15 protein-coding genes are annotated in these 19,021 nt (G+C 69.7%); 9 read left to right on the plus strand and 6 right to left on the minus strand.

The window, feature by feature from the left end:
* Positions 1 to 5 precede the first annotated feature (5 nt).
* On the plus strand, positions 6 to 281 hold the full coding sequence (locus tag ABFX55_RS44455; protein ID WP_346129719.1) for a hypothetical protein: 276 nt from the start codon (positions 6 to 8) through the stop codon (positions 279 to 281).
* Positions 282 to 290: 9 nt separating this feature from the next.
* Positions 291 to 1,067, plus strand: coding sequence for an alpha/beta hydrolase (locus ABFX55_RS44460; protein ID WP_346129721.1), 777 nt, complete (start codon positions 291 to 293; stop codon positions 1,065 to 1,067).
* A gap of 165 nt (positions 1,068 to 1,232) precedes the next feature.
* Here ABFX55_RS44460 and ABFX55_RS44465 read toward each other — a convergent pair whose 3' ends face one another.
* Both ABFX55_RS44465 and ABFX55_RS44470 read right to left on the minus strand, forming a co-directional pair.
* Positions 1,233 to 2,666: an aldehyde dehydrogenase gene (locus ABFX55_RS44465; protein ID WP_346129723.1), complete on the minus strand. Its 1,434-nt coding sequence runs from the start codon at positions 2,664 to 2,666 to the stop codon at positions 1,233 to 1,235.
* 110 nt (positions 2,667 to 2,776) lie between these two features.
* Positions 2,777 to 5,824 carry a M14 family metallopeptidase gene (locus tag ABFX55_RS44470; RefSeq protein WP_346129724.1) on the minus strand — a complete coding sequence of 1,016 codons (3,048 nt, stop codon included), beginning with the start codon at positions 5,822 to 5,824 and terminating at the stop codon, positions 2,777 to 2,779.
* Between the two features lie 192 nt (positions 5,825 to 6,016).
* On the opposite strand from ABFX55_RS44470, the gene ABFX55_RS44475 reads away from it, so the two are divergent.
* The gene (locus ABFX55_RS44475) at positions 6,017 to 6,916 is read left to right on the plus strand and encodes a coiled-coil domain-containing protein (RefSeq protein ID WP_346129726.1); all 900 of its coding nucleotides are present in this window, start codon (positions 6,017 to 6,019) and stop codon (positions 6,914 to 6,916) included.
* A gap of 192 nt (positions 6,917 to 7,108) precedes the next feature.
* On the opposite strand, the gene ABFX55_RS44480 is transcribed toward ABFX55_RS44475, so the two are convergent.
* Positions 7,109 to 8,374 carry a GH1 family beta-glucosidase gene (locus ABFX55_RS44480; RefSeq protein ID WP_346129727.1) on the minus strand — a complete coding sequence of 422 codons (1,266 nt, stop codon included), beginning with the start codon at positions 8,372 to 8,374 and terminating at the stop codon, positions 7,109 to 7,111.
* Between the two features lie 36 nt (positions 8,375 to 8,410).
* Here ABFX55_RS44480 and ABFX55_RS44485 point away from each other — a divergent pair, with 36 nt between their 5' ends.
* Positions 8,411 to 9,070, plus strand: a complete 660-nt coding sequence (locus ABFX55_RS44485) for a TetR/AcrR family transcriptional regulator (RefSeq protein ID WP_346129729.1) — start codon at positions 8,411 to 8,413, stop codon at positions 9,068 to 9,070.
* Here ABFX55_RS44485 and ABFX55_RS44490 read toward each other — a convergent pair.
* On the minus strand, positions 9,042 to 9,965 hold the full coding sequence (locus tag ABFX55_RS44490) for an aldo/keto reductase (protein WP_346129730.1): 924 nt from the start codon (positions 9,963 to 9,965) through the stop codon (positions 9,042 to 9,044). The genes ABFX55_RS44485 and ABFX55_RS44490 overlap by 29 nt on opposite strands.
* Positions 9,966 to 10,045: 80 nt before the next feature.
* Here ABFX55_RS44490 and ABFX55_RS44495 point away from each other — a divergent pair, with 80 nt between their 5' ends.
* A complete protein-coding gene (locus tag ABFX55_RS44495; protein ID WP_183656527.1) occupies positions 10,046 to 10,405 on the plus strand; it encodes a MerR family transcriptional regulator in 360 nt (119 codons plus the stop codon).
* A gap of 60 nt (positions 10,406 to 10,465) precedes the next feature.
* Complete coding sequence (locus ABFX55_RS44500; RefSeq protein ID WP_346129732.1) at positions 10,466 to 11,899, plus strand: peptidoglycan D,D-transpeptidase FtsI family protein; 1,434 nt, start codon at positions 10,466 to 10,468, stop codon at positions 11,897 to 11,899.
* On the opposite strand, the gene ABFX55_RS44505 is transcribed toward ABFX55_RS44500, so the two are convergent.
* Positions 11,896 to 13,758, minus strand: coding sequence for an ABC transporter ATP-binding protein (locus ABFX55_RS44505; protein WP_346129733.1), 1,863 nt, complete (start codon positions 13,756 to 13,758; stop codon positions 11,896 to 11,898). The two genes, ABFX55_RS44500 and ABFX55_RS44505, sit on opposite strands and share 4 nt — an antisense overlap.
* 962 nt (positions 13,759 to 14,720) lie before the next feature.
* On the opposite strand from ABFX55_RS44505, the gene ABFX55_RS44510 reads away from it, so the two are divergent.
* Genes ABFX55_RS44510 through ABFX55_RS44520 form a run of 3 tightly spaced genes read left to right on the plus strand, consistent with a single transcriptional unit; the run spans position 14,721 to position 17,735 of the window.
* On the plus strand, positions 14,721 to 16,019 hold the full coding sequence (locus tag ABFX55_RS44510) for an ABC transporter substrate-binding protein (protein WP_346129735.1): 1,299 nt from the start codon (positions 14,721 to 14,723) through the stop codon (positions 16,017 to 16,019).
* Positions 16,020 to 16,032: 13 nt separating this feature from the next.
* On the plus strand, positions 16,033 to 16,938 hold the full coding sequence (locus ABFX55_RS44515; RefSeq protein ID WP_192777545.1) for a carbohydrate ABC transporter permease: 906 nt from the start codon (positions 16,033 to 16,035) through the stop codon (positions 16,936 to 16,938).
* Positions 16,938 to 17,735, plus strand: a complete 798-nt coding sequence (locus ABFX55_RS44520) for a carbohydrate ABC transporter permease (RefSeq protein ID WP_346131437.1) — start codon at positions 16,938 to 16,940, stop codon at positions 17,733 to 17,735. The genes ABFX55_RS44515 and ABFX55_RS44520 overlap by 1 nt, the downstream gene beginning before the upstream one ends.
* Before the next feature lie 111 nt (positions 17,736 to 17,846).
* Here ABFX55_RS44520 and ABFX55_RS44525 read toward each other — a convergent pair whose 3' ends face one another.
* Positions 17,847 to 18,845 (minus strand): LacI family DNA-binding transcriptional regulator, encoded by a 999-nt coding sequence (locus ABFX55_RS44525; RefSeq protein WP_346129737.1) that lies wholly within the window; start codon positions 18,843 to 18,845, stop codon positions 17,847 to 17,849.
* Between the last annotated feature and the right edge of the window lie 176 nt (positions 18,846 to 19,021).

Consider the following 19,021-nt stretch of genomic DNA (forward strand, 5'->3'; position numbering starts at 1 on the left):
ATCGCATGAGCACAGAAGACCTGCTCCGAAGCCGAGGGCTGCGCCCCGGTGATCGGGTGGTCGTCTGCCTGCCCCGGGGAGAGCATCTCAGCGCGGCGGTGGACGGCGCGATCGCCGTGGGGGCCATCGTCACGGTGCTGCCCGCCGGCTTCGAGGTGGACGAGCACATCAGGGCCAGCGCCGCACGCATCATGATCTCCGACTCCGACGAGGCCATCAAGGCGGCGGAGGACTCACGCATCAGGCAGGTCATCGGCAGCCGAGAGCTCAAGGGATCATAAGCTCGTCCCATGTCTTTCGCCGCCAACTTCCCCGTCATGCTCAGGACCGATGACGGAGTGCGGATCGACGCCGCGCACACCCCTTCGCGAGGCAGAGGCGATCTGGGCATCGTGGTGGCACACGGCTTCACGGGCTCGTGGCGTGACCGCACCGCGCGCCGCATCGTGCACGTGCTCAGCGGCTTCGGAGGGGTGGTGGCCTTCGACTTCCGCGGTCACGGCCACTCGGGCGGCGAGACGACGGTGGGCGACCTGGAGGTGCTCGACCTCGACGCGGCCGTACGGCACGCGAGGATCATCGGCTACTCCTGCGTCGCCGTCGTGGGCTTCTCGATGGGCGCGGCGGTCGCCGTACGGCACGCGGCCCTCTATCGCGGCGTGGACGCGGTGGCCGCGGTCAGCGGCCCCGCCCGGTGGTACTACAGGGACACCAAGCCCATGCGGCAGGTGCACTGGGCGATCGAGCGGCCCGTGGGCAGGTGGGCGGCGCGGATGGTCAAGCGCACCAGGATCGCCAGGGGTCGGTGGGACCCTGTCCCGATGGCGCCCCACGAGGCGGCGGGGCTGATCTCGCCGACCCCGCTGCTCGTGGTGCACGGCGACGCCGACACCTTCTTCCCCGTCGACCACGCCCACCAGGTGTTCGACGCGGCCCGCGAACCCAAGGAGCTGTGGATCGAGCCCGGTTACGGCCATGCCGAATCGGCGGCCACTCCGGCGCTCATCCGCCGCGTCGGCGCATGGATTTCAACTAATGCGACAAAAGATCGAACCTTTCCCGGATGAATCGCGTCTACCTAGGACGTACGGCAGCAACTCGCGAGGGGACCGCCCACGGCGGACGCGGGGCATCACGCTGCCGCGGGTGAACGCCCAGCGTCGCGGGGGCGCGCTGGGTGCAACTCGGCCAGCGGGCTCCGGTACGGCACGCCGTACCGGAGCCTGGAACGGTCAGCCGAGCCTGGAGATCGTCTTGTACTCCAGGTAGCTCGACAGGCCCTCGGGGCCGAGTTCGCGGCCCACGCCGCTGGCCTTGTAGCCGCCGAAGGGCACGTTGGCCTCCAGCATGAAGCAGTTGACGCCGTAGGTTCCGGTGCGGACCTGGCGGGCCACGTCCATGCCGTGGTCGGCGTCGGCCGTCCAGACCGTGCCGGCCAGGCCGTAGTCGCTGTCGTTGGCGATGCGGATGGCGTCGGCCTCGTCCTCGTAGGGGATGACCGCGAGCACCGGGCCGAAGATCTCCTCGCGGGCGATGCGCATGTCGTTGGTGACGCCGGAGAAGACGGTGGGCGCGACGTACCAGCCCTGGTCGTGGGGGCGGTCGAGGCCGCCGACGACGATCTTCGCGCCTTCGTCCATGCCGATCTTGATGTAACCCTCGACGCGCTCCTGCTGGCGCTTGGCGACCAGCGGGCCGATGCCGGTGGCGGGGTCGGAGGGGTCGCCGACGGCCTGCGAGGTGACCATGCCCGCCACGGCCTCGACGACCTCGTCGTAGCGGCGGTGCGAGGCGAGGATGCGGGTCTGCGCCACGCACGCCTGGCCGTTGTTCATGAGCGAGGCGATGGCGAGCATGCCCATGCTGGCGCCGAGGTCGGCGTCGTCGAGCACGATCGCCGCCGACTTGCCGCCCAGCTCGAGGCTGCAGCGCTTGAGCTGCTCGCCGCAGATCGCGGCGATGCGACGGCCCGCCGCCGTGGAACCGGTGAAGGCGACCTTGTCCACGTCGGGGTGGGAGATCAGGTGCTCGCCGCTCTCGCGTCCCGCGGGGACGATGTTGAGCACGCCGCCGGGGATGCCGGCCTCCTGCACCATCTCGGCGAGCAGGTAGGCGTCGAGCGGGGTCTCGGGCGCGGGCTTGAGCACGATCGTGCACCCGGCCAGCAGGGCGGGTGCGATCTTGGTCATGGAGACGAACTGCGGGACGTTCCACGGCACCACGGCCGCGACGACGCCGACGGGCTCCCTGCGCACGGTGGAGGGGCCGAACAGGCCAGGACGCTCCTCCTCCTGCTGGAAGGTCCTGCCGTACTCGGCGTAGTACTGCAGCATGCCCAGCGGCTGGGGGGCCTGGGCCAGCTGCGAGAAGGTGATGGGCGAGCCCATCTCCTCGGTGATGAGCGCGGCCATCTCGCCCTGCTTGGCGGCGTAGATCTCGGCGAGCCTGCCGATCGCCTCGGCCCGCTCGGCGAAGCTGAGGCGCGGCCAAGGGCCGTGGTCGAAGGCCTCGCGGGCGGCGGCCACGGCGCGGTCCATGTCGGCGGGCGTGCCGTCGGGCACGCGGCCGATGACCTGCTCGGTGTGCGGGTTGACGACCTCGATCGTCCCTGATCCCGCGGGGGCCACCCATTCGCCCCCGATGAACAGCGTGTCGTGCTGGCGCATGTCGTGACCTTCCCGCTTGACCGAGTGCTTGGTTCCCAGGGAGACCGAATCATGTTCTGTGCGGGCACGCAAGAGGGGTACGGCTCCGGCGAGCCGTACCCCCCGGCGGGTTACCTGGGGTCGCCGATCAGGTAGGTCAGCGACCGCTTCACCAGGTCGGTGCGCTGGGCCTGCGTGGTGACGCCCTCGACGCCGTACCCGAGCAGCACGGTGTCCTTGGTGAGGATGCCGCCGCCCTCGTCGAAGACCTTGTCGGTACGGATCCAGTTGTTGAACAGCGGACCCGAGCCGGGCGGCGGGCCGCTCGCGCTCCAGCCGCCGAAGTCGGACTCGAAGGAGGTCTCCTCGGCCACCGCGCCGTCGAGCGTGACCTTCGCGTCGTCGAGGAAGACGCCGGCCTGGTGGGTGCTCCAGTCGGTGATGGAGGACAGCGAGATCTCGACCTTCTTGCCCGCGTAGGGAGTCAGGTCGATCTTCCACTGCTGCCAGCCCGCCGAGTTGCCCGAGGCGGCGTGCCAGGCGCCGCTGCTGCCCGTCGGCTCGCAGTTCGGTCCCTGGTAGCGGGTGGTGAACGGATGGATGGTCCGCCAGTGCTGGCCGTTGGGCGTGGCGCAGCTCGAACCTGTGGACTGGCTGGTGTGCCCGTTCACGTCGGGCAGTGTCGTCCAGTCGTCCTGGCCGACGGTGTGCGCCTCGACGGTGAAGAAGTCCCAGTCGGCCTCGGTGTCCAGCGAGGCCCAGAACGTCAGGTCACCGCTGGTCTTCCCGGTCAGGTCGATGGTCTTGGTCAGGCGTTTCCACGAGGCGTCGGCGATGCCGCTCTGCACGTCCCACGCGCCCGTGTGCGGGTCGAACGGGCCGCCCGGCCTGTCCCACGTGATGCCCGCCCTGCTCTCGAACTGCGGGAAGGTCGCCACCGGCAGGATCGCCGAGGTGGCCACCCACGAGTTGTTGTGGTCCTGGTTGCCCGCCGAGTCGCCGCCGTTGAGCGTGGCGGTGAAACCGGCGAACGGGCCCTCGGCGCCCTTGAGCCCGAACGGCTCGTGGGTCTGCGGGCTCGTGCCGCCGTTGTCGAACCAGATGTAGGCCCCCAGCCAGTACTGCTGGAAGTCGTTGTTGAGCTCGAAGCACGGCGGGGTGGAGGCTGTCACGCACTCGCCGAGCGCCGCGTCGGGCTGGAAGAAGAAGCCCTGGTTGGCATGGCGCGCGTAATGGGCGTACTTGCCCGCCGACAGCAGCTTGCCGCCCTCGTTGAGGTAGTCGCGGACCGCGAGTTCGGTCTCGACGCTGTGCCTGGCGATGGTGCCGGGCACCTGCTCGGGCGTGCGCGGGTTGATGTCGTCGCCGGTCTCCCAGATCACGGCCTTGTAGTGGCTGAGCACGCCCAGCGGGTGCGGGGCCTTGCGGCCGTTCCTGTCGATGTCGTAGACGTCGGAGCTGTAGCCGGCCTCGGAGACGGCCTTGGCGTAGTCGTCGACGTACTTCGGCTCCGTCACGCCCTGGGCGGGGCTGATGCCCGTGACGTCCTCGGCCGCCAGGATGAGCACCTTGCCGCCGATGTCGTCGGCCACCTTGTAGGTGAAGTTCGCGCTCTGCTTGGTCAGCGACCTGAACCAGACCTTGACGCTGTCACCCGGCTTGGTGCCGCTGATCCTGCCGCGCAGCCGGTGGTAGTAGACGTCGTAGCCCTTGCCGTAGCGCTCGCCGCCCTTCCACTCGGTGGTCAGGGCGGTCCTGGTGCGTCCGCCGTTAACCTGGTACTGCACGACGACGGGCCCGAGCTTGCGCTTGGCGTTGACCTCCACCACCTGGTCCCTGCCGTGGCTGACCTCGAAGGGGTCGACGACGAAGTCGGGCGTCTTGTTGCCGAGGTGGGTGACGGGTTCCACCGGGTTGGCGGCCGACCTGGCGATGTCGAGGGCGAAGGGGAGGTTCCTCTCGAACTCCGCCTGCACCAGCGCCTCGTCGTCGGGGAAGACGAAGCCGCAGCCCTCGCAGCCCTCGTTCAGCTCGGGCGTCCACGACAGCGTGCCGTACTCGCCGTGGGCGCGGTCGTTGGTGTCGCCGTTGGTGATGTACAGCTCTCCGGCGGCGAGGCCGGGGTTGTACCCCGGTACGGCGGGCTTGGCGTCGGTGCCGGTGAGCGCCTCGTAGACCGGGTTGTCCGCGGTCTCGGTGTACATCTGCCAGCCCGCGGGATAGAGCAGCAGCGGGCCGAAGGAGTGGTAGTTCAGCTGGAGCGCGAACCCGATGCGCCGCAGCAGCCCGTCCATGGCCTTGGTCTCGGGCTCGCTGGCCGGGCCCGTGCCCCTGTAGGTCTCGCTGCTGGGGATGCTGGAGGCGCCCTCCTCGTCGTAGTGGAAGTTGGTCGGGAAGTTGCGGTTGGGGTCCACGCCGTCGCCGCTGGCGATCTGCCCGTCGCCGTTGTTGTCACGCAGGTTCTTGCGCCACAGGCGGTTGCCCTCGGTGAAGGTGAAGTCGTAGCCGTCGGGGTTGGCCACGGGGACGAACCACAGCTCGGTCGTCCTGAGTAGGTCGGCCAGCGCCTTCTTGTTGGCGACCACGTACTTCAGCAGCCGCATGTCGACCTCGGTGGCGATCCACTCGCGGGCGTGCTGGGTGGCCGAGTAGAGCGCCGCGGGCTTGGCCCCGTCGCGCAGCGTCCTCGCGTGCCTGGTCACCTTGACCGCGAGGATGTCCTGGCCCTTGATTGTCTTGCCGATCGACTGCAGCTTGACGACGTCCTTGTTGGCGTCGGCGATGGCCCGTAGCTGGTCGGCGATGCCGCCCTGCTCGGAGTAGCTGCGGAAGACCGTGTAGCCGCCCGAGGCCTGCGCCTTGGCGGCCTCCAGCTGGGTCTGCCCCTGCGGGTTGCGCACGGGCTCCGGCTTGTGGCCGAGCTTGCCGACCTTGGCCAGGTCGCCCTGGTCCGCGGTGAACTCGATGTGCTCCTTGCCCGCGGCGGCTTCCTTCCGCACGACGTCGATGCCGCTCTCCGCGAGCGCCTGTCCCGTGCCGGGGGTGGCGTCGAGCTGGTAGAGCTCGATCCTGTCCGACGGGGGTAACGGAGGGTCTTCGGAGGCGACGGCCTGGCCCGCCACGAGGGAGGTGGCGAGGCAGGCGGTCACGGCCGCGATGAGGGTGAGTGTTCGAGCCAAGTTCTGCCCCTTTGCAGAAGACGGGATGCTCGCAATGTCGCCCTCGGCGATGGTCTCGGCAAGACCCAACTGTTGGAAAGCGACCCGACAAAGTGGTAGATACTTCGCCAAAGGCGCACGAGTTCCATGGTTCGGGTGGCAAGCATCAAGATCATCTTCTATAGTCGCTCCGTCTATGAGGGGAGGACGAGCGTGAGATCAGGGCGTCGTGCCGTGCTCGCCGCCACTCTCGTCGCGCTGCTCGCCACCCCCCTCCCCCACGTGGCGGCCGCTGACCCCGACAGCCAGTCCAAGCTGCGCAAACTCACCAAGCAGGCCACCGCGCTCAACACCGTCTACCGGGGCACGATCGAGAGCCTCGAGGACACCAGGCTGTCGGCCAAGCGGGCCACGGAGAGGGCGGCCAACCTCAAGGCGTCGCTGGCCGCCGCCAGGGTCGAGGTGACCCAGATCGCGCAGACCAGCTACATCCAGGGGCCGCTCGACGGCACCAGCCTCTTCACCTCGGGCGGCGAGCCGTACCAGGTGCTCGGGCAGGCGGCGAACATGGCCTATCTGGCCGCGGAGCGCACCTCCACGCTCAACCGCGTCGAGGAGATGGTCGCCGACGCGCAGAAGGCGAAGAAGGACGCCGACGCGAAGATCGACGACCTCGAGCGCGACATCAAGAAGATGCAGTCCAAGCGGCGCGACATCGAGAAGCTCCTGGCCAGGTACGGCATCCAGCAGCCAGGAAGCGCCTCGGGCCTCACCCAGCGCATGATCACGCTGCGCGACGAGGTCATGCGCAACTTCCCGATGTTCTACGGCGTCGGCTGCCTGCGCGTCGGCGACCCGGGCGAGCACGGCAAGGGCCGCGCGTGCGACTTCATGATGAGCCCGGGCGGAAGCATGGCCACGGGCGCCAACCTGGCCAGGGGCGACGAGCTGGCGCAGTGGCTGATCGCCAACGGCTCGCGCTACGGGGTGATGTACATCATCTGGAAGCAGCGCTACTACGACATCCGCACCGGCGGCGGCTGGGACATGATGTCCAACCGCGGCGGCGTCACCGCCAACCACTGGGACCACGTCCACGTGTCGGTGTTCTGATCCGGCCTTCCGCGCCCAACCGGTGACGCAGGCCCCGGAGCGGCGCAGGTCTCCAGGGCGTGGGCCACCCCTTCGGCCGTCGAGCGGCACAGGCCGGCCGCCCGCCGTCGCACGGGTCCTCCCCGTGTCGGGGGTGTCGGCCACGGTCGAGGGCGTGTAGAGCGGGCGTAGCCCCGGCGGGGGGGCGGCCGGCTACCGGCGGGCGAGGAAGTCCTTGTACCAGTGGTAGGAGGCGCGGGGCGTGCGGCGGCCGGTGGGGAAGTCGACGTGGACCAGTCCGAAGCGCTGGTGGTAGCCCTCGGCCCACTCGAAGTTGTCCAGCAGCGACCAGACGAAGTAGCCGCGCACGTCGACGCCTTCGTCCTGGGCGGCGCGGAGGGCGGCGAGGTGGCCGTCGAGGAAGTCGACGCGGGCCTGGTCGTCGAGCTCGGGGTAGGAGCAGCCGTTCTCCGTGACGTACACGGGAGGCAGCGCGTCGCCGTAGCGCGACCGCAGGCCGACGAGCAGCTCGCGCAGGCCGTCGGGGACGACGGGCCAGCCGAAGGCCGTGGTGGGGTAGCCGGTGATGCCGAGGTCGGTCCACGGCAGCGAGTCGTCGGTCGGTGCGCCGATCCGCGTCGGGTTGTAGTAGTTGACGCCGAGCCCGTCGAGCGGGGCGGAGATGATCTCCAGATCCCCTTCGCGCACGCAGTCGAGCGTCACACCGTACGCCGACAGGTCGGGGTAGGAGCCGAGCAGCACCGGATCGTTGAACAGGCGGTTGTGCAGGATGTCGTAGGCGTCGCCTGCGGCGGCGTCCTCCGCCCAGACAGGCGTGCAGTTGTTGGTGATCAGCACCCGCTCGGCCCCCGCCGCCCGCAGCGCCCCCACGGCCAGCCCGTGCCCGAGCAACTGGTGGTGGGCGACGGGGAGGGCGTCGAGCATGAGGGCGTGGCCGGGAGCGTGCACGCCCATGGCGTAGCCGAACACCATGTGCACGAACGGCTCGTTGAGCGTGATCCAGCCGCCCACCCGGTCGCCGAGGCGTTCGGCCACAGTCGCGGCGTAGTCGGCGAAACGGTGAGAGGTGTCGCGGTTCAGCCAGCCGCCCCTGTCCTCCAGGGCCTGGGGCAGGTCCCAGTGGAAGAGCGTGGGCAGCGGGGTGATCCCGCGCTCGCACAGCCCGTCCACGAGCCGGTCGTAAAAGTCGAGACCCTTCGAGTTGACCGGCCCCGAACCCTCGGGCTGGATCCTCGGCCACGACAGGGAGAACCTGTAGGCGTTGACGCCGAGGTCCGACATGAGTGCCAGGTCCTCGGGCCAGCGATGGTAGTGGTCGCAGGCCACGTCACCGGTGTGCCCGTCACGGGTTCTGCCGGGCTGGCGGGCGAAGGTGTCCCAGATGGAGGCGCCGCGGCCGTCCTCGTCTGCGGCGCCCTCGATCTGGTAAGCGGCGGTGGCCGTACCCCACAGGAACATAGTTGGTCATCCTAAACATGGGCCAGGATGAGGGGTATGACGAGTACTCTGCGCCGCCGTCCCTCCCAGCGCCGCAGCGCCGAGCGGGTCGAGCGCATGCTCGACGAGTGCGCCACGCTGCTGGAGGAGGTGGGCTACGACGGGTTGACCACCAAGGAGGTCGCCCGCAGGGCCGAGGTGCCCATCGGCACCTTCTACCAGTTCTTCCCCGACAAGCAGGGCCTGGTCAGGGCGCTCGCGATGCGCAATCTCGACAGGTTTCTCGTCAGGGTCACCGACAGGATCGCCGCGGCCGAGCCCGCGCACTGGTCGCAGCTGTCCGACCTGGCGATCGACGAGTTCGTGGCGATGAAACGCACCACGCCGGGCTTCGCGGTGGTCGACTTCGGCGAGGTGCTGCCCTCCCCAGGAGGCCCCGCGCTGCAGGGCACCAACCACATGCTCGACAGCGCCCTGGAGAACAGCGCCGTGGTCGCCCAGCGGTTGCGCGCCCTGGTCGCCGGGCTGCACGACAAGCCGGCGGGGGAGGGCCTCGACCTGGCCCTGCGCGTCGCGGTCGAGGCCGCCGACGCGGTGCTGAAGCTGGCCTTCCGCACCCACCCCCAGGGCGACGCCGCGCTGATCGCCGAGTGCAAGCAGCTGGTGCGCCGCTACCTCGCCGAGTATCTCAGCGCGGCTCGTCCAGACGCGCCATGAGCGCCTCGTCGAGCGTGATCCCGGCGGCGCCGATGGCCTCATCCAGCTGGGCCGTCGTCGTCGCTCCCACGATCGGCACCAGACCCTGGGCGAGCAGCCAGGCCAGCACCACCTGGTTGGGCGTCGCGCCCAGCTCGTCCGCGACCTCGCGCAGCGCCCGCAGCCGTCCGGTGGTCCCGCTGTGGTCGTAGAACTCGGGAACGGGCCGGTCGGCCCTGGTGTAGGCGCCTGACATCAGCGTGTTGTACACCCACAACGTGAGGTCCCTCTCCTCCCGCGCATAGGCCAGGCTCTCGTCGGTGGCCAGGACGTGCCCGCTCTCGGGAAGCCTGGTCAGGGGCCTCGGACGCAGGTAGGTGTGACGCAGCTGCAGCGCGGTGTAGGGCATCCAGCCGTGGGCAGCGGCGAGGTTCCTCGCCCGTTCGAGCCGCCACGTCACCATGTTGCTCGCGCCGAGCCTGCGGATCGCGCCGGCCCGCGCGAGCTCGTCGAAGGCCCCGAGAGACTCCTCCAGCGGGACGGACCTGTCGTCGATGTGCGACCAGTACACGTCGATGTAGTCGGTCCCCAACCGCCGCAGGCTCCCCTCCACTCCGGCGCGTACGGCCTTGGCCGACAGGCCCTCCGCCGAGCCGAGCGTCGTGTCTCCCGCGATCGTCGGCCGTCCGCCGACCTTGGTGCTGAGCACGACGCTGTCACGGTTGCCGCGCGCGGCCAGCCAGGCCCCGATGGCCGTCTCGCTCTCGTCGCCGGTGCGTCCCTCGTTCCAGAACGGATAGTTGTTCGCCGTGTCGATCATCGTGCCGCCCGCCTCGGTGAAGCGGTCGAGGAGCGCGAAGGTGTCCCCCAGGCCGACCCTGGTGCCGAAGTCGATGGTGCCGAGTGCGATGTTCATGGCCGAGACTGTGCGATCTGGAGCGCACTCCATGTCAAGCGGTTGACCTGGAGTCCACTCCAGGTGGGAGGATCGGCCTCGTGAGCGTCTACACCCCTGCTGAAGTGGTCGAGGAGACCGGCTTCAGCATCGACACCCTTCGCTACTACGAGAAGATCGGCCTTCTGGCCCCCGTAGACCGCAACTCCGCGGGCCAGCGCAGGTTCTCCGAGGACGACCTCGGATGGCTCGGCACGATCAGATGCCTGCGCGACACCGGCATGCCGATCGCCGAGATGCTGCGCTTCGCCGAGCTGGTGCGCGCGGGCGACCACACCATCGCCGACAGGATCGCGCTGCTGGAGGAGCACGACCGGCGCGTCAGGGACCAGATCGACAACCTGGCCGAGCGCCAGCGCTACATCCACAACAAGATTTCCTACTATCGCAGCGTGCTGTAGCACGCGCTTGGGGTTGCGGTTGTTAGACCGGAAGGTATGGCCGGACCCCGGGCGAGACGAATGAACATCCCGCTGCGTCGTGTGGCGCTGGTGTGCGCGGTGATGATGTTCGCCCTGCTCGGCAACGTCACGGTCATCCAGGCTTTCATGGCGCAGACGCTGAACGCCGACCCACGCAACCAGCGCACGCTGATCGCCAAGTTCGACCATCCGCGCGGCAGGATCCTCACCGCCGACGGCACGGTCATCGCGGACAGCCGCAGGACGAGCGACGCCGGCTACAGATACCGCCGCACCTACCCCGAGGGCAACCTCTACGCCGCCGTCACGGGGTACGCCTCTCTCTACACCACCACGGGACTGGAACGGGCGGAGGACGCCAGACTGTCGGGCAGCGATGCCAGGGTGCGGGTGCGCGCGCTGGTGAGGGACGGCACGATCGAGGGCGCCGACGTGCGGACCACGATCGACGCGCGGGCCCAGCGGGCCGCCTACGCGGGGCTGGCCGCGACCGGCAGGCGCGGAGCCGCCGTCGCGATGGATCCGGCCACGGGCGCCATCCTGGCCATGGTCTCCTACCCGTCCTACGACCCCGCCCTCTACACCACCTTCGACAGCGAGAAGCTGGCCAGGACCGACGAGCAGTTGCGCAAGGATCCCGGCCAGCCGCTGCTCAACAGGGCGATCAACCAGAACTACCCGCCAGGCTCCACGTTCAAGATCGTCACCACCGCCGCGGGGCTGACCTCGGGCAGGTACACGCCGGACTCGCAGGTCGAGGCGCCTGCCCGCATGCCGCTGCCCGGCACCTCCATCGGCCTGGGCAACGCAGGCGGCGAATCGTGCGGCGACGGCCACCCGCCGCTGGCCTACGCCTTCCAGATGTCCTGCAACACCGCCTTCGCGAGGATGGGCATCGACCTCGGACAGGACGTGCTGCGCCGGCAGGCGGAGGCGTTCGGGTTCGACGACGACAGCCTGACCGTGCCGATGCCGGTCGCACGGAGCGTCTACCCGGCAGGCATGGACCAGGCGCAGACGGCCATGTCGGCGATCGGGCAGTTCGATGACAGGGCGACGCCCCTCCAGATCGCGATGATGGCGGCGGCCGTGGCTAACGACGGCTCGCTGATGCGGCCCTACCTGGTGGAGGAGGTGCGCCTGCCGGACGGCTCGGTGGTCGAGCGGGCCGAGCCCTCGCGGTGGCGCTCCGCCATGAGCGCCCAGGACGCAGACGACCTCACGGCCATGATGGTCAGCGTCACCCAGCCCGGAGGCACGGGGACGGCCGCCGCCATCCCCGGGGTGGAGGTGGCGGCCAAGACCGGCACGGCGGAGAACCTGCGGGGCGCCCAGGACCACGCGCTGTTCACCGCCTTCGCCCCCGCCGGCGAGCCGAAGGTCGCGGTCGGCGTGGTGGTCGAGCGGGCCGGGTTCGGCGGTGACGTGGCCGCCCCCATCGCCAGGCAGATCATGCAGGCGGTGCTGGACTAGCGGTAGGCCTGCGCCTGCAGGGTGTAGAGGTCGGCGTAGAGCCCTTCGACGGCCATCAGCTGCTGGTGCGTGCCCTCCTCCACCACCTTGCCGTGGTCGAGGACGTAGATACGGTCGGCGTAGCGGACGCTGGCCAGCCGGTGAGTGATCAACAGCACCGTCCTGCCCTCGGAGTGGTGGCGGATGCGCTCGAACAGCGCGTGCTCGGCCCTGGCGTCGAGCGCGGCGGTGGGCTCGTCGCAGATCAGCAGCGGCGCGTCCCTGTGGAAGCCGCGCGCCACCGCGATGCGCTGCCACTGGCCGCCGGACAGCTCGTGGCCGTCCTTGAAACGCCTGTCGAGGAGCGTGCGGTAGCCGTGGGGGAGCTCGGCGATCACCTCGTCGGCGCCCGCGACCTCGGCGGCCGAGACCAGCGCGGGCTCGCCCTTGTCGGTGCCCATCGTGATGTTGTAGCGGGCCGTCAGCGGCCACCTGGTGTGGTCCTGGGCGATGACGGCGGTGGCCAGGCGCAGCTCATCGGGCGGGACCTGGCTCACGTCGAGGCCGTCCCACGTGACGGTGCCGCCCTCGGGCTCGTAGAGGCCTGAAAGGATCTTGGCGAGCGTCGACTTGCCCGAGCCGTTCTCGCCGACGAACGCGACCACCTCGCCCTTGTTGATCGTCACCGTGACGCCGCGCAGCGCGGGGCTCTCGGCGCCCGGGTAGGTGAAGGTGACGTCGTCGGCCCTGATCTCCTCGAAGGCGGTGGGCGCGGCGGTGGGCCTCGATTCGGAGATCCGCTGCTCGGCGTCGGCGCAGAAGTCGAGGAAGTCGGTGAAGTAGAGGCCCTCCTCGTAGAGCCTGTTGGTGGCGTACATCAGGTTGCTCAGCGACATCTGGCCCTGCCTGATCGCCAGGACGGCGGTGCCCGCCACGGCCAGCGGCAGCGCGCCGAAGGCCAGCAGCAGGCCGAGCGCGAGGTAGACCAGGCCGCTGCCGAGGCCGCCCAGCGCCTCGCCGACCAGCCTGGCCACGGTCTGCCGCCTGGCCAGGCGGAGCATGACCTCCTGCTCGGCCCGCGCCACCGCGTCGTACATCCGCAGCAGGAAGCCGCGCATCGTGAACGAGCGCACCTCGGCGGCGGGGGAGCGGTCGGCCAGCAGCTCGGCGATGATCCACTTGCGCCTGCTGGCGGGGATCAGGGAGTACATGGTCGTGTAGCGCATCCTGGCCGAGCGCACCGCCGCCCACGCGTCGGGCAGCACCGCGAGCAGCAACAGCGGCAGCAGGACGGGATGCAGCACGCCGAGCACGCCTGCCACGGCGGCGATGCCGACCAGCGCCGTCATCACGTCGATGGCGGTCATCACCACCACGTCGGCCATCGACACGCCGCGCATCCTCGCCCGCTGGAGCGCGTCGTGGAAGTCGGGGTCGTCGTAGGCGGCCAGGGGGACTCTGCTGGTCAGGCCGTACAGACGCTCCTCGGTGAGCCTGGAGACCTGGGGGTCGAGGCGCGACTGCGCCCAGCCGGCCGCGGCCTGCGTCACCGTGCGCAGCGCGGCGGCGACCGCCACCAGCGCCAGGCTGGGCAGCGCGGCGCGCACCCTGTCGGGGGTGGGGCCCTCGCGGAACAGCGCGTCGAGCACGCCTGTCGTGGCCAGCAGGCCGAAGGCGGTGAAGATGCCGCCGGCCAGGTTGAAGCCGATGGTGGCCGCGGTGTCGCGGGGGCTGGCCCGCCAGGCCATGCGCATCGCCTGCCCCACGAGGGCGGGCAGGCGCCTGGCGATGGTCAGGAAGCCGACCTCGGTCATCTTGTCGGTGTGGGCGTGCCAGTCGGAGAAGGAGATCTCGCCTAGTTCGAGGGGCTCGTCCGCCATACAAGGAGTGTGACCGGCGCCACTGACAATTCTCCACAGCTTTCCCGCCAGGGGCCGGTTGGCGCGCTGCGAGTGGGTCGGCGAGGTAGGGCCGCGCCGCCACCCGTCGCCGGCCGTGCCCGGCATGCATAAGATCGCCTCGGTGTGGGTAATCGGTGTAGCACTGTCGGTAACGCCACCTCCCCCTGGAGAAGCCGCTGTGCGCCTGAGGCCGCCCACCGAACCGAACGATCTCGTCGGCAGCGAGTCAGACGTGGACGCACCGCCGGGGCACGCCGATCGCGGCCGGGGCGATCGCGAACAGGCGGCCGTGAGGCCGGCCCTCACGTACACAGGTGCCCGCTCCGCTCAGGTGACGCGGCCACGCGGCGACCGCTTCTCTACACACCCTTGACCTCTCGCGGATACATGCCCGAATGGCCATCTCGGAGCATGTGCCAGGAGCGGCCTCGGCCTAGCGTTGCCTCTGTGATCGACCGGCGGCGCGCACCGCGAACCCAGGTGCGGGGGCGCCCGCACGCAGGGCGAGCACGGCCTGTCGATCCACCCGAGACGTCGCGTTCGCTGATGGGCCTGACCTCCTCGGAGGGGTGGAGGTCGTGGTCCTGCGGGCGCGACAGCGGGCTCGAGCCGCGCAGGGCTCGAGCCCGCCCAGCCTTCTGGGGGCGCCGGTTGAGTACACATGGCCATACATACGTGAGGCGCTCCGAAGCCGGGGGATGCCGGCAGGCTCGGGGCTCGCCGTAGCGTGGCCTCGGGCCGCTGTCGCCCGGCGGCCTGCCTTCCGGCCCATGCGGTTGCGTGGCCTGCGCACCCCACCGGCGATCGGGTGTCTGCAAAGAGAGCGCTCCCCGAATATGCCGAGCTGTTATCCGCACATGCCTTGACGTCGCCAAGTGCGAAGTGGGTTGATGGCCCTACTGACAACGTTGTCACCGACCGTGGTGAAGGAGCGGTGTGCGATGAGACGACGGTGGCTGGCAGGCATCACCATGGCGGCCATGCTCGGTCTGGCGGCCTGCGGCGGAGGGGGAGGCACTCCGGCTCCCTCCGGCCAGGCGTCGGGCACGGGTGGCGGCGCCAAACAGCAGGTGGAGGTCTTCTCCTGGTGGACCGGCCCCGGCGAGGCCGACGGTCTGAAGGCCATGAAGGGGATCTTCGAGAAGGAGAATCCCAACCTCACGTTCTTCGACGCGGCTGTGGCCGGAGGCTCGGGCGACAAGGCCAAGGCGCTGCTGCAGTCCAAGCTCCAGGCCGACACCCCGCCCGACACCTTCCAGGGTCACGCGGGCGCCGAGTTGCTGGGCTACATCAAGGCGGGCGACCTCGAGGACCTCACCTTCCTCTATGACGAGCTCAAGCTCAAGGACGCCTTCCCCGCCCAGCTCGTCGAGCAGATCAGCTACGAGGGCAAGATCTACTCGGTGCCGGTCAACATCCACAGGTCGAACATCCTGTGGTTCAACCCGAGCGTCCTGAAGGAGGCGGGCGTCGCGGCCGCGCCCAAGACGATCGAGGAGTTCATCGCGGCGCTGGAGAAGGTCAAGGCCAAGGGCAAGATCCCGTTGTCCATCGGCTCGGAGTGGACCGTCACCCACCTGATGGAGAGCGTCCTGCTCGGCTCGCTGGGCACCGACGCCTACAACGCGTTGTTCAAGCCCGGCGCCGACTGGGGCTCGGCCGCGGTCACCAAGGCGCTGAACGACTTCGCCAAGATCATGTCCTACGCGGGCGACCCGCAGGACGACTGGCAGCCGGCGGCCGCCCAGGTGGCCGAGGGACAGGCCGCCTTCAACATCATGGGCGACTGGGCCTACGGCTACTTCCACAACCCGCCGGAGGGCGGCCTCGGCAAGAAGTCGAAGACCGACTTCGACTGGGCGCCCTCGCCCGGCACCGAGGGCACCTACATGTGGCTGTCCGACAGCTTCACCCTGCCCAAGGGCGCCAAGAACAGGGACGGCGCGGTCGCGTGGCTCAAGGTCGCGGCCAGCAAGGAGGGGCAGGACGCCTTCAACCCGAAGAAGGGCTCCATCCCCGCCCGCAAGGACGCCGACGCCGCCCTCTACACCGACTACCTCGGCGACGCGCTGAAGGACTGGTCATCCAACAAGCTGGCCGGATCCGTCCAGCACGGCGTGGCCGTCAGCCAGCCCTGGCTCGCCTCGATCAACGAGTCGGTCGGGCTGTTCATCGGCACCAAGGACGTGGCCGCGCTGCAGAAGGGCCTCGTCGACGCGGCGGCGGCCAACGCCCAGTGAGGCAGGCACAGTGATGGCACGAAAAGGCGGGTCCGCCCTGCGGCGGGCCCGCGCCTGGTTGCCGGGGCTGCTGCTGGTGACGCCCTCGATCATCGCGATCGGCGTGTTCGTCTACGGCATGCTCGGCTGGAACTTCAGTCTGGCGATGACCGACAAGCACGACGAGGTCTCCGAGGGGAACTTCGTCGGCCTGCAGAACTTCGTCGACATCTGGGACGAGCCCCGATGGCACCTGTCGGTCAACCACGCGATCCTGTTCACCGTCGTGTTCGTCCTCGGCGCGCTGGTGCTCGGCTGGTTCCTCGCCTTCCTGATGGAGAAGGGGATCAGGGGGGAGGGCACCTTCAGGGCGATCTACCTCTTCCCGATGGCGATCTCGTTCGTGGCGACGGGCATCGTGTGGCGCTGGCTGATGAACTCCGGCCAGGACGAGAGGGCGGTCGGCCTGAACCGGCTGTTCGACGTGGTCGGCCTGCCTCAGTGGGCCTGGTTCAGGGACCAGGACTGGGGCATGGCCGCCATGGCGATCCCCGCCGTCTGGCAGATGTCCGGATATGTCATGGCACTCTTCCTCGCGGGGTTCAGAGGCATCCCTGAGGAGCTGCGCGAGGCTGCCAGAGTCGACGGCTGCACCGAGTGGGGCGTCTACCGGCACGTCGTGCTCCCACTGCTGCGGCCCGTGACGCTCTCCGCGCTGATCATCCTCGGGCACATCTCGCTGAAGACCTTCGACCTGGTCATGGCCGTGTCGGGCAAGCAGATCATCACCGACGTGCCCGCGGTGTTCATGTGGGTGGCCGTCTTCGACTTCCACGACCCGGCCAAGGGGGCGACCATCGCCTCCTACATCGTGCTGAGCGTGGCGGTCTTCGTCATCCCCTACCTGATCTGGTCGGTCCGCAAGGAGAGGCGCTCGTGATCCTCCGCCGTGGGTTGCTGATCGTCTTCGCGGTCGTCTTCCTGATCCCGGTCTACGTGCTGCTGGTCACCAGCTTCAAGCCGCTCACCGAGGCCAACCCGTCGCAGGCCTGGAACCTGCCGCAGGTCTGGACCCTCGAGGCGTGGCGGGTGGCGTGGGAGAAGCTGGCGCCCGGCATCTGGAACAGCGTGCTGCTCGCCGTGCCGGGGTCGCTGCTGTCGTGCGTGCTCGGCTCCATGAACGGCTACGTGCTGTCGAAATGGCGTTTCCCCGGCGCGGACGTGCTGTTCACGCTCTTCCTGTTCGGCATGTTCATCCCCTACCAGGGGGTGATGATCCCGCTGGTCCAGCTCATGGTGAACATCGGGATGTACGGCGACATCTCGGGGCTGGTGCTCGCGCACGTCGTCTACGGCATCCCGATCTGCACACTCATCTTCCGCAACTACTACGTGACGATCCCCGACGAGCTGATCGAGGCGTCGAGGGTCGACGGCGCGGGCATGCTGCGCACCTACTGGTCGGTCGTGCTGCCCGTGTCGGGGCCCGCGTTCGCCGTAGTGATCATCTGGCAGTTCACCTCGCTGTGGAACGACTTCCTGTTCGCGGTCTTCCTCACCGGCCCGACGAGCTGGCCCACCACGGTCATGCTGAACAACATCGCGGGTGCGCAGGCCACGCCGTACAGCCAGCAGATGGCGGCGGCGCTGCTCGCCTCGATCCCGACGACGCTGATCTACCTGCTGCTCGGGCGCTTCTTCATGCGCGGGCTGATGGCGGGCGCGCTCAAGGGGTGAGCCCGGAGGTTGCGGGAACAGACCACGTCGCGTCCCGCGCGGGCGCCGGTGACCGGGCCGGCGCCGCGCAGGGCGGCGAGGCGGCGCCCCGAGAGAGCGCGTCGTCTGTGCTCACGAACGCCGCGGGGCCTCGGGTGGGAGCTCCCCCGATCCGCGGGGGATCAGCCTCACCGGCAGCTGGACGCGCTCCGCGGGGCCGCCGCCGCCCGCGATCCTGCGGAACAGCATCTCCGCGCTCACCCTCCCCAGCCCCGCCGAGTCCTGCGACACCACGCTCACCCCCGGGCTCAGCAGGTCCGCCAGCTCGAAGTCGTCGAACCCGATCAGCGCCATCCGCCGTCCTGCCAGGGCGCGCAGGACCGTCATCGTCAGCCGCCCGTTGCCGGTGAACAGCGCGGTCGGGGGCTCGTCCATCCCGAGCATCCTGTCGAGGTCGGCGCGCACCCTGTCGAGCTCGGGATGGGCCATCGAGATCAGCCGCTCGTCCACGAGGTCGCCGAGCGCCTCGCGGTAGCCGCGCTCGCGCTCGCCCGCCGTGAAGATCGTGGGGCTGTCCCCGAGGAAGGCGACCCTGCGGTGCCCGTGGGCGAGCAGGTGGGCAGTGGCCATGCGCGCTCCGCCCCTGTTGTCGCAGAGCACCGTGTCGACGTCCAGGCCAGGCCCGGCAGGACGGTCCACGAAGACGGCCGGCGTGCCCGCCGCCAGCTCCGACCGCAGGTAGGAGTGGTCGGCGCCGGCCGGCACCACGATGAGCCCGTCGACCCTTCGCGCGCAGAAGGTGAGCACCAGCTCCCGCTCCCTCGCGGGCTCCTCGGCGGAGGAGCCGCTCAGCACCAGGGAGCCGTGCCTGATCGCGACGTCCTCGACCGCCCTGCTCACCCCCGAGTAGAACGGGTCGCCGACGTCCTCGATGACCAGGCCGATGCTCGACGTCCTGCCCTGCCGCAGCACTCTGGCGCTCTCGTTGCGGCTGTAGCCCAGCCGTTCGATCGCGGCCCTGACGCGGTCGGCAGTGGCGGCGTTGACCCCGGGCTCGTTGTTCACGACCCTGGACACGGTCTTGAGCGCGACGCCCGCCTCGGCGGCGACATCCTTCATCGTCGGTCTCACACCCCGATCATTTCCCATGCCGGACCCTCTGACAACGTTGTCAGCAGGGAGAAGGGCCCTCGGACCCGTGGCTCCCGTGATCTCCTCCTCGACGATCGAGGAGGCGGCCTTCACCGAGACGCAGTGGTGACGATGCGGGGAGATGTCGCCACCTACCCGTTCTGGGCCGGAGGGCG

Source organism: Nonomuraea roseola (assembly GCF_039535395.1).
Lineage (GTDB): Bacteria > Actinomycetota > Actinomycetes > Streptosporangiales > Streptosporangiaceae > Nonomuraea > Nonomuraea roseola.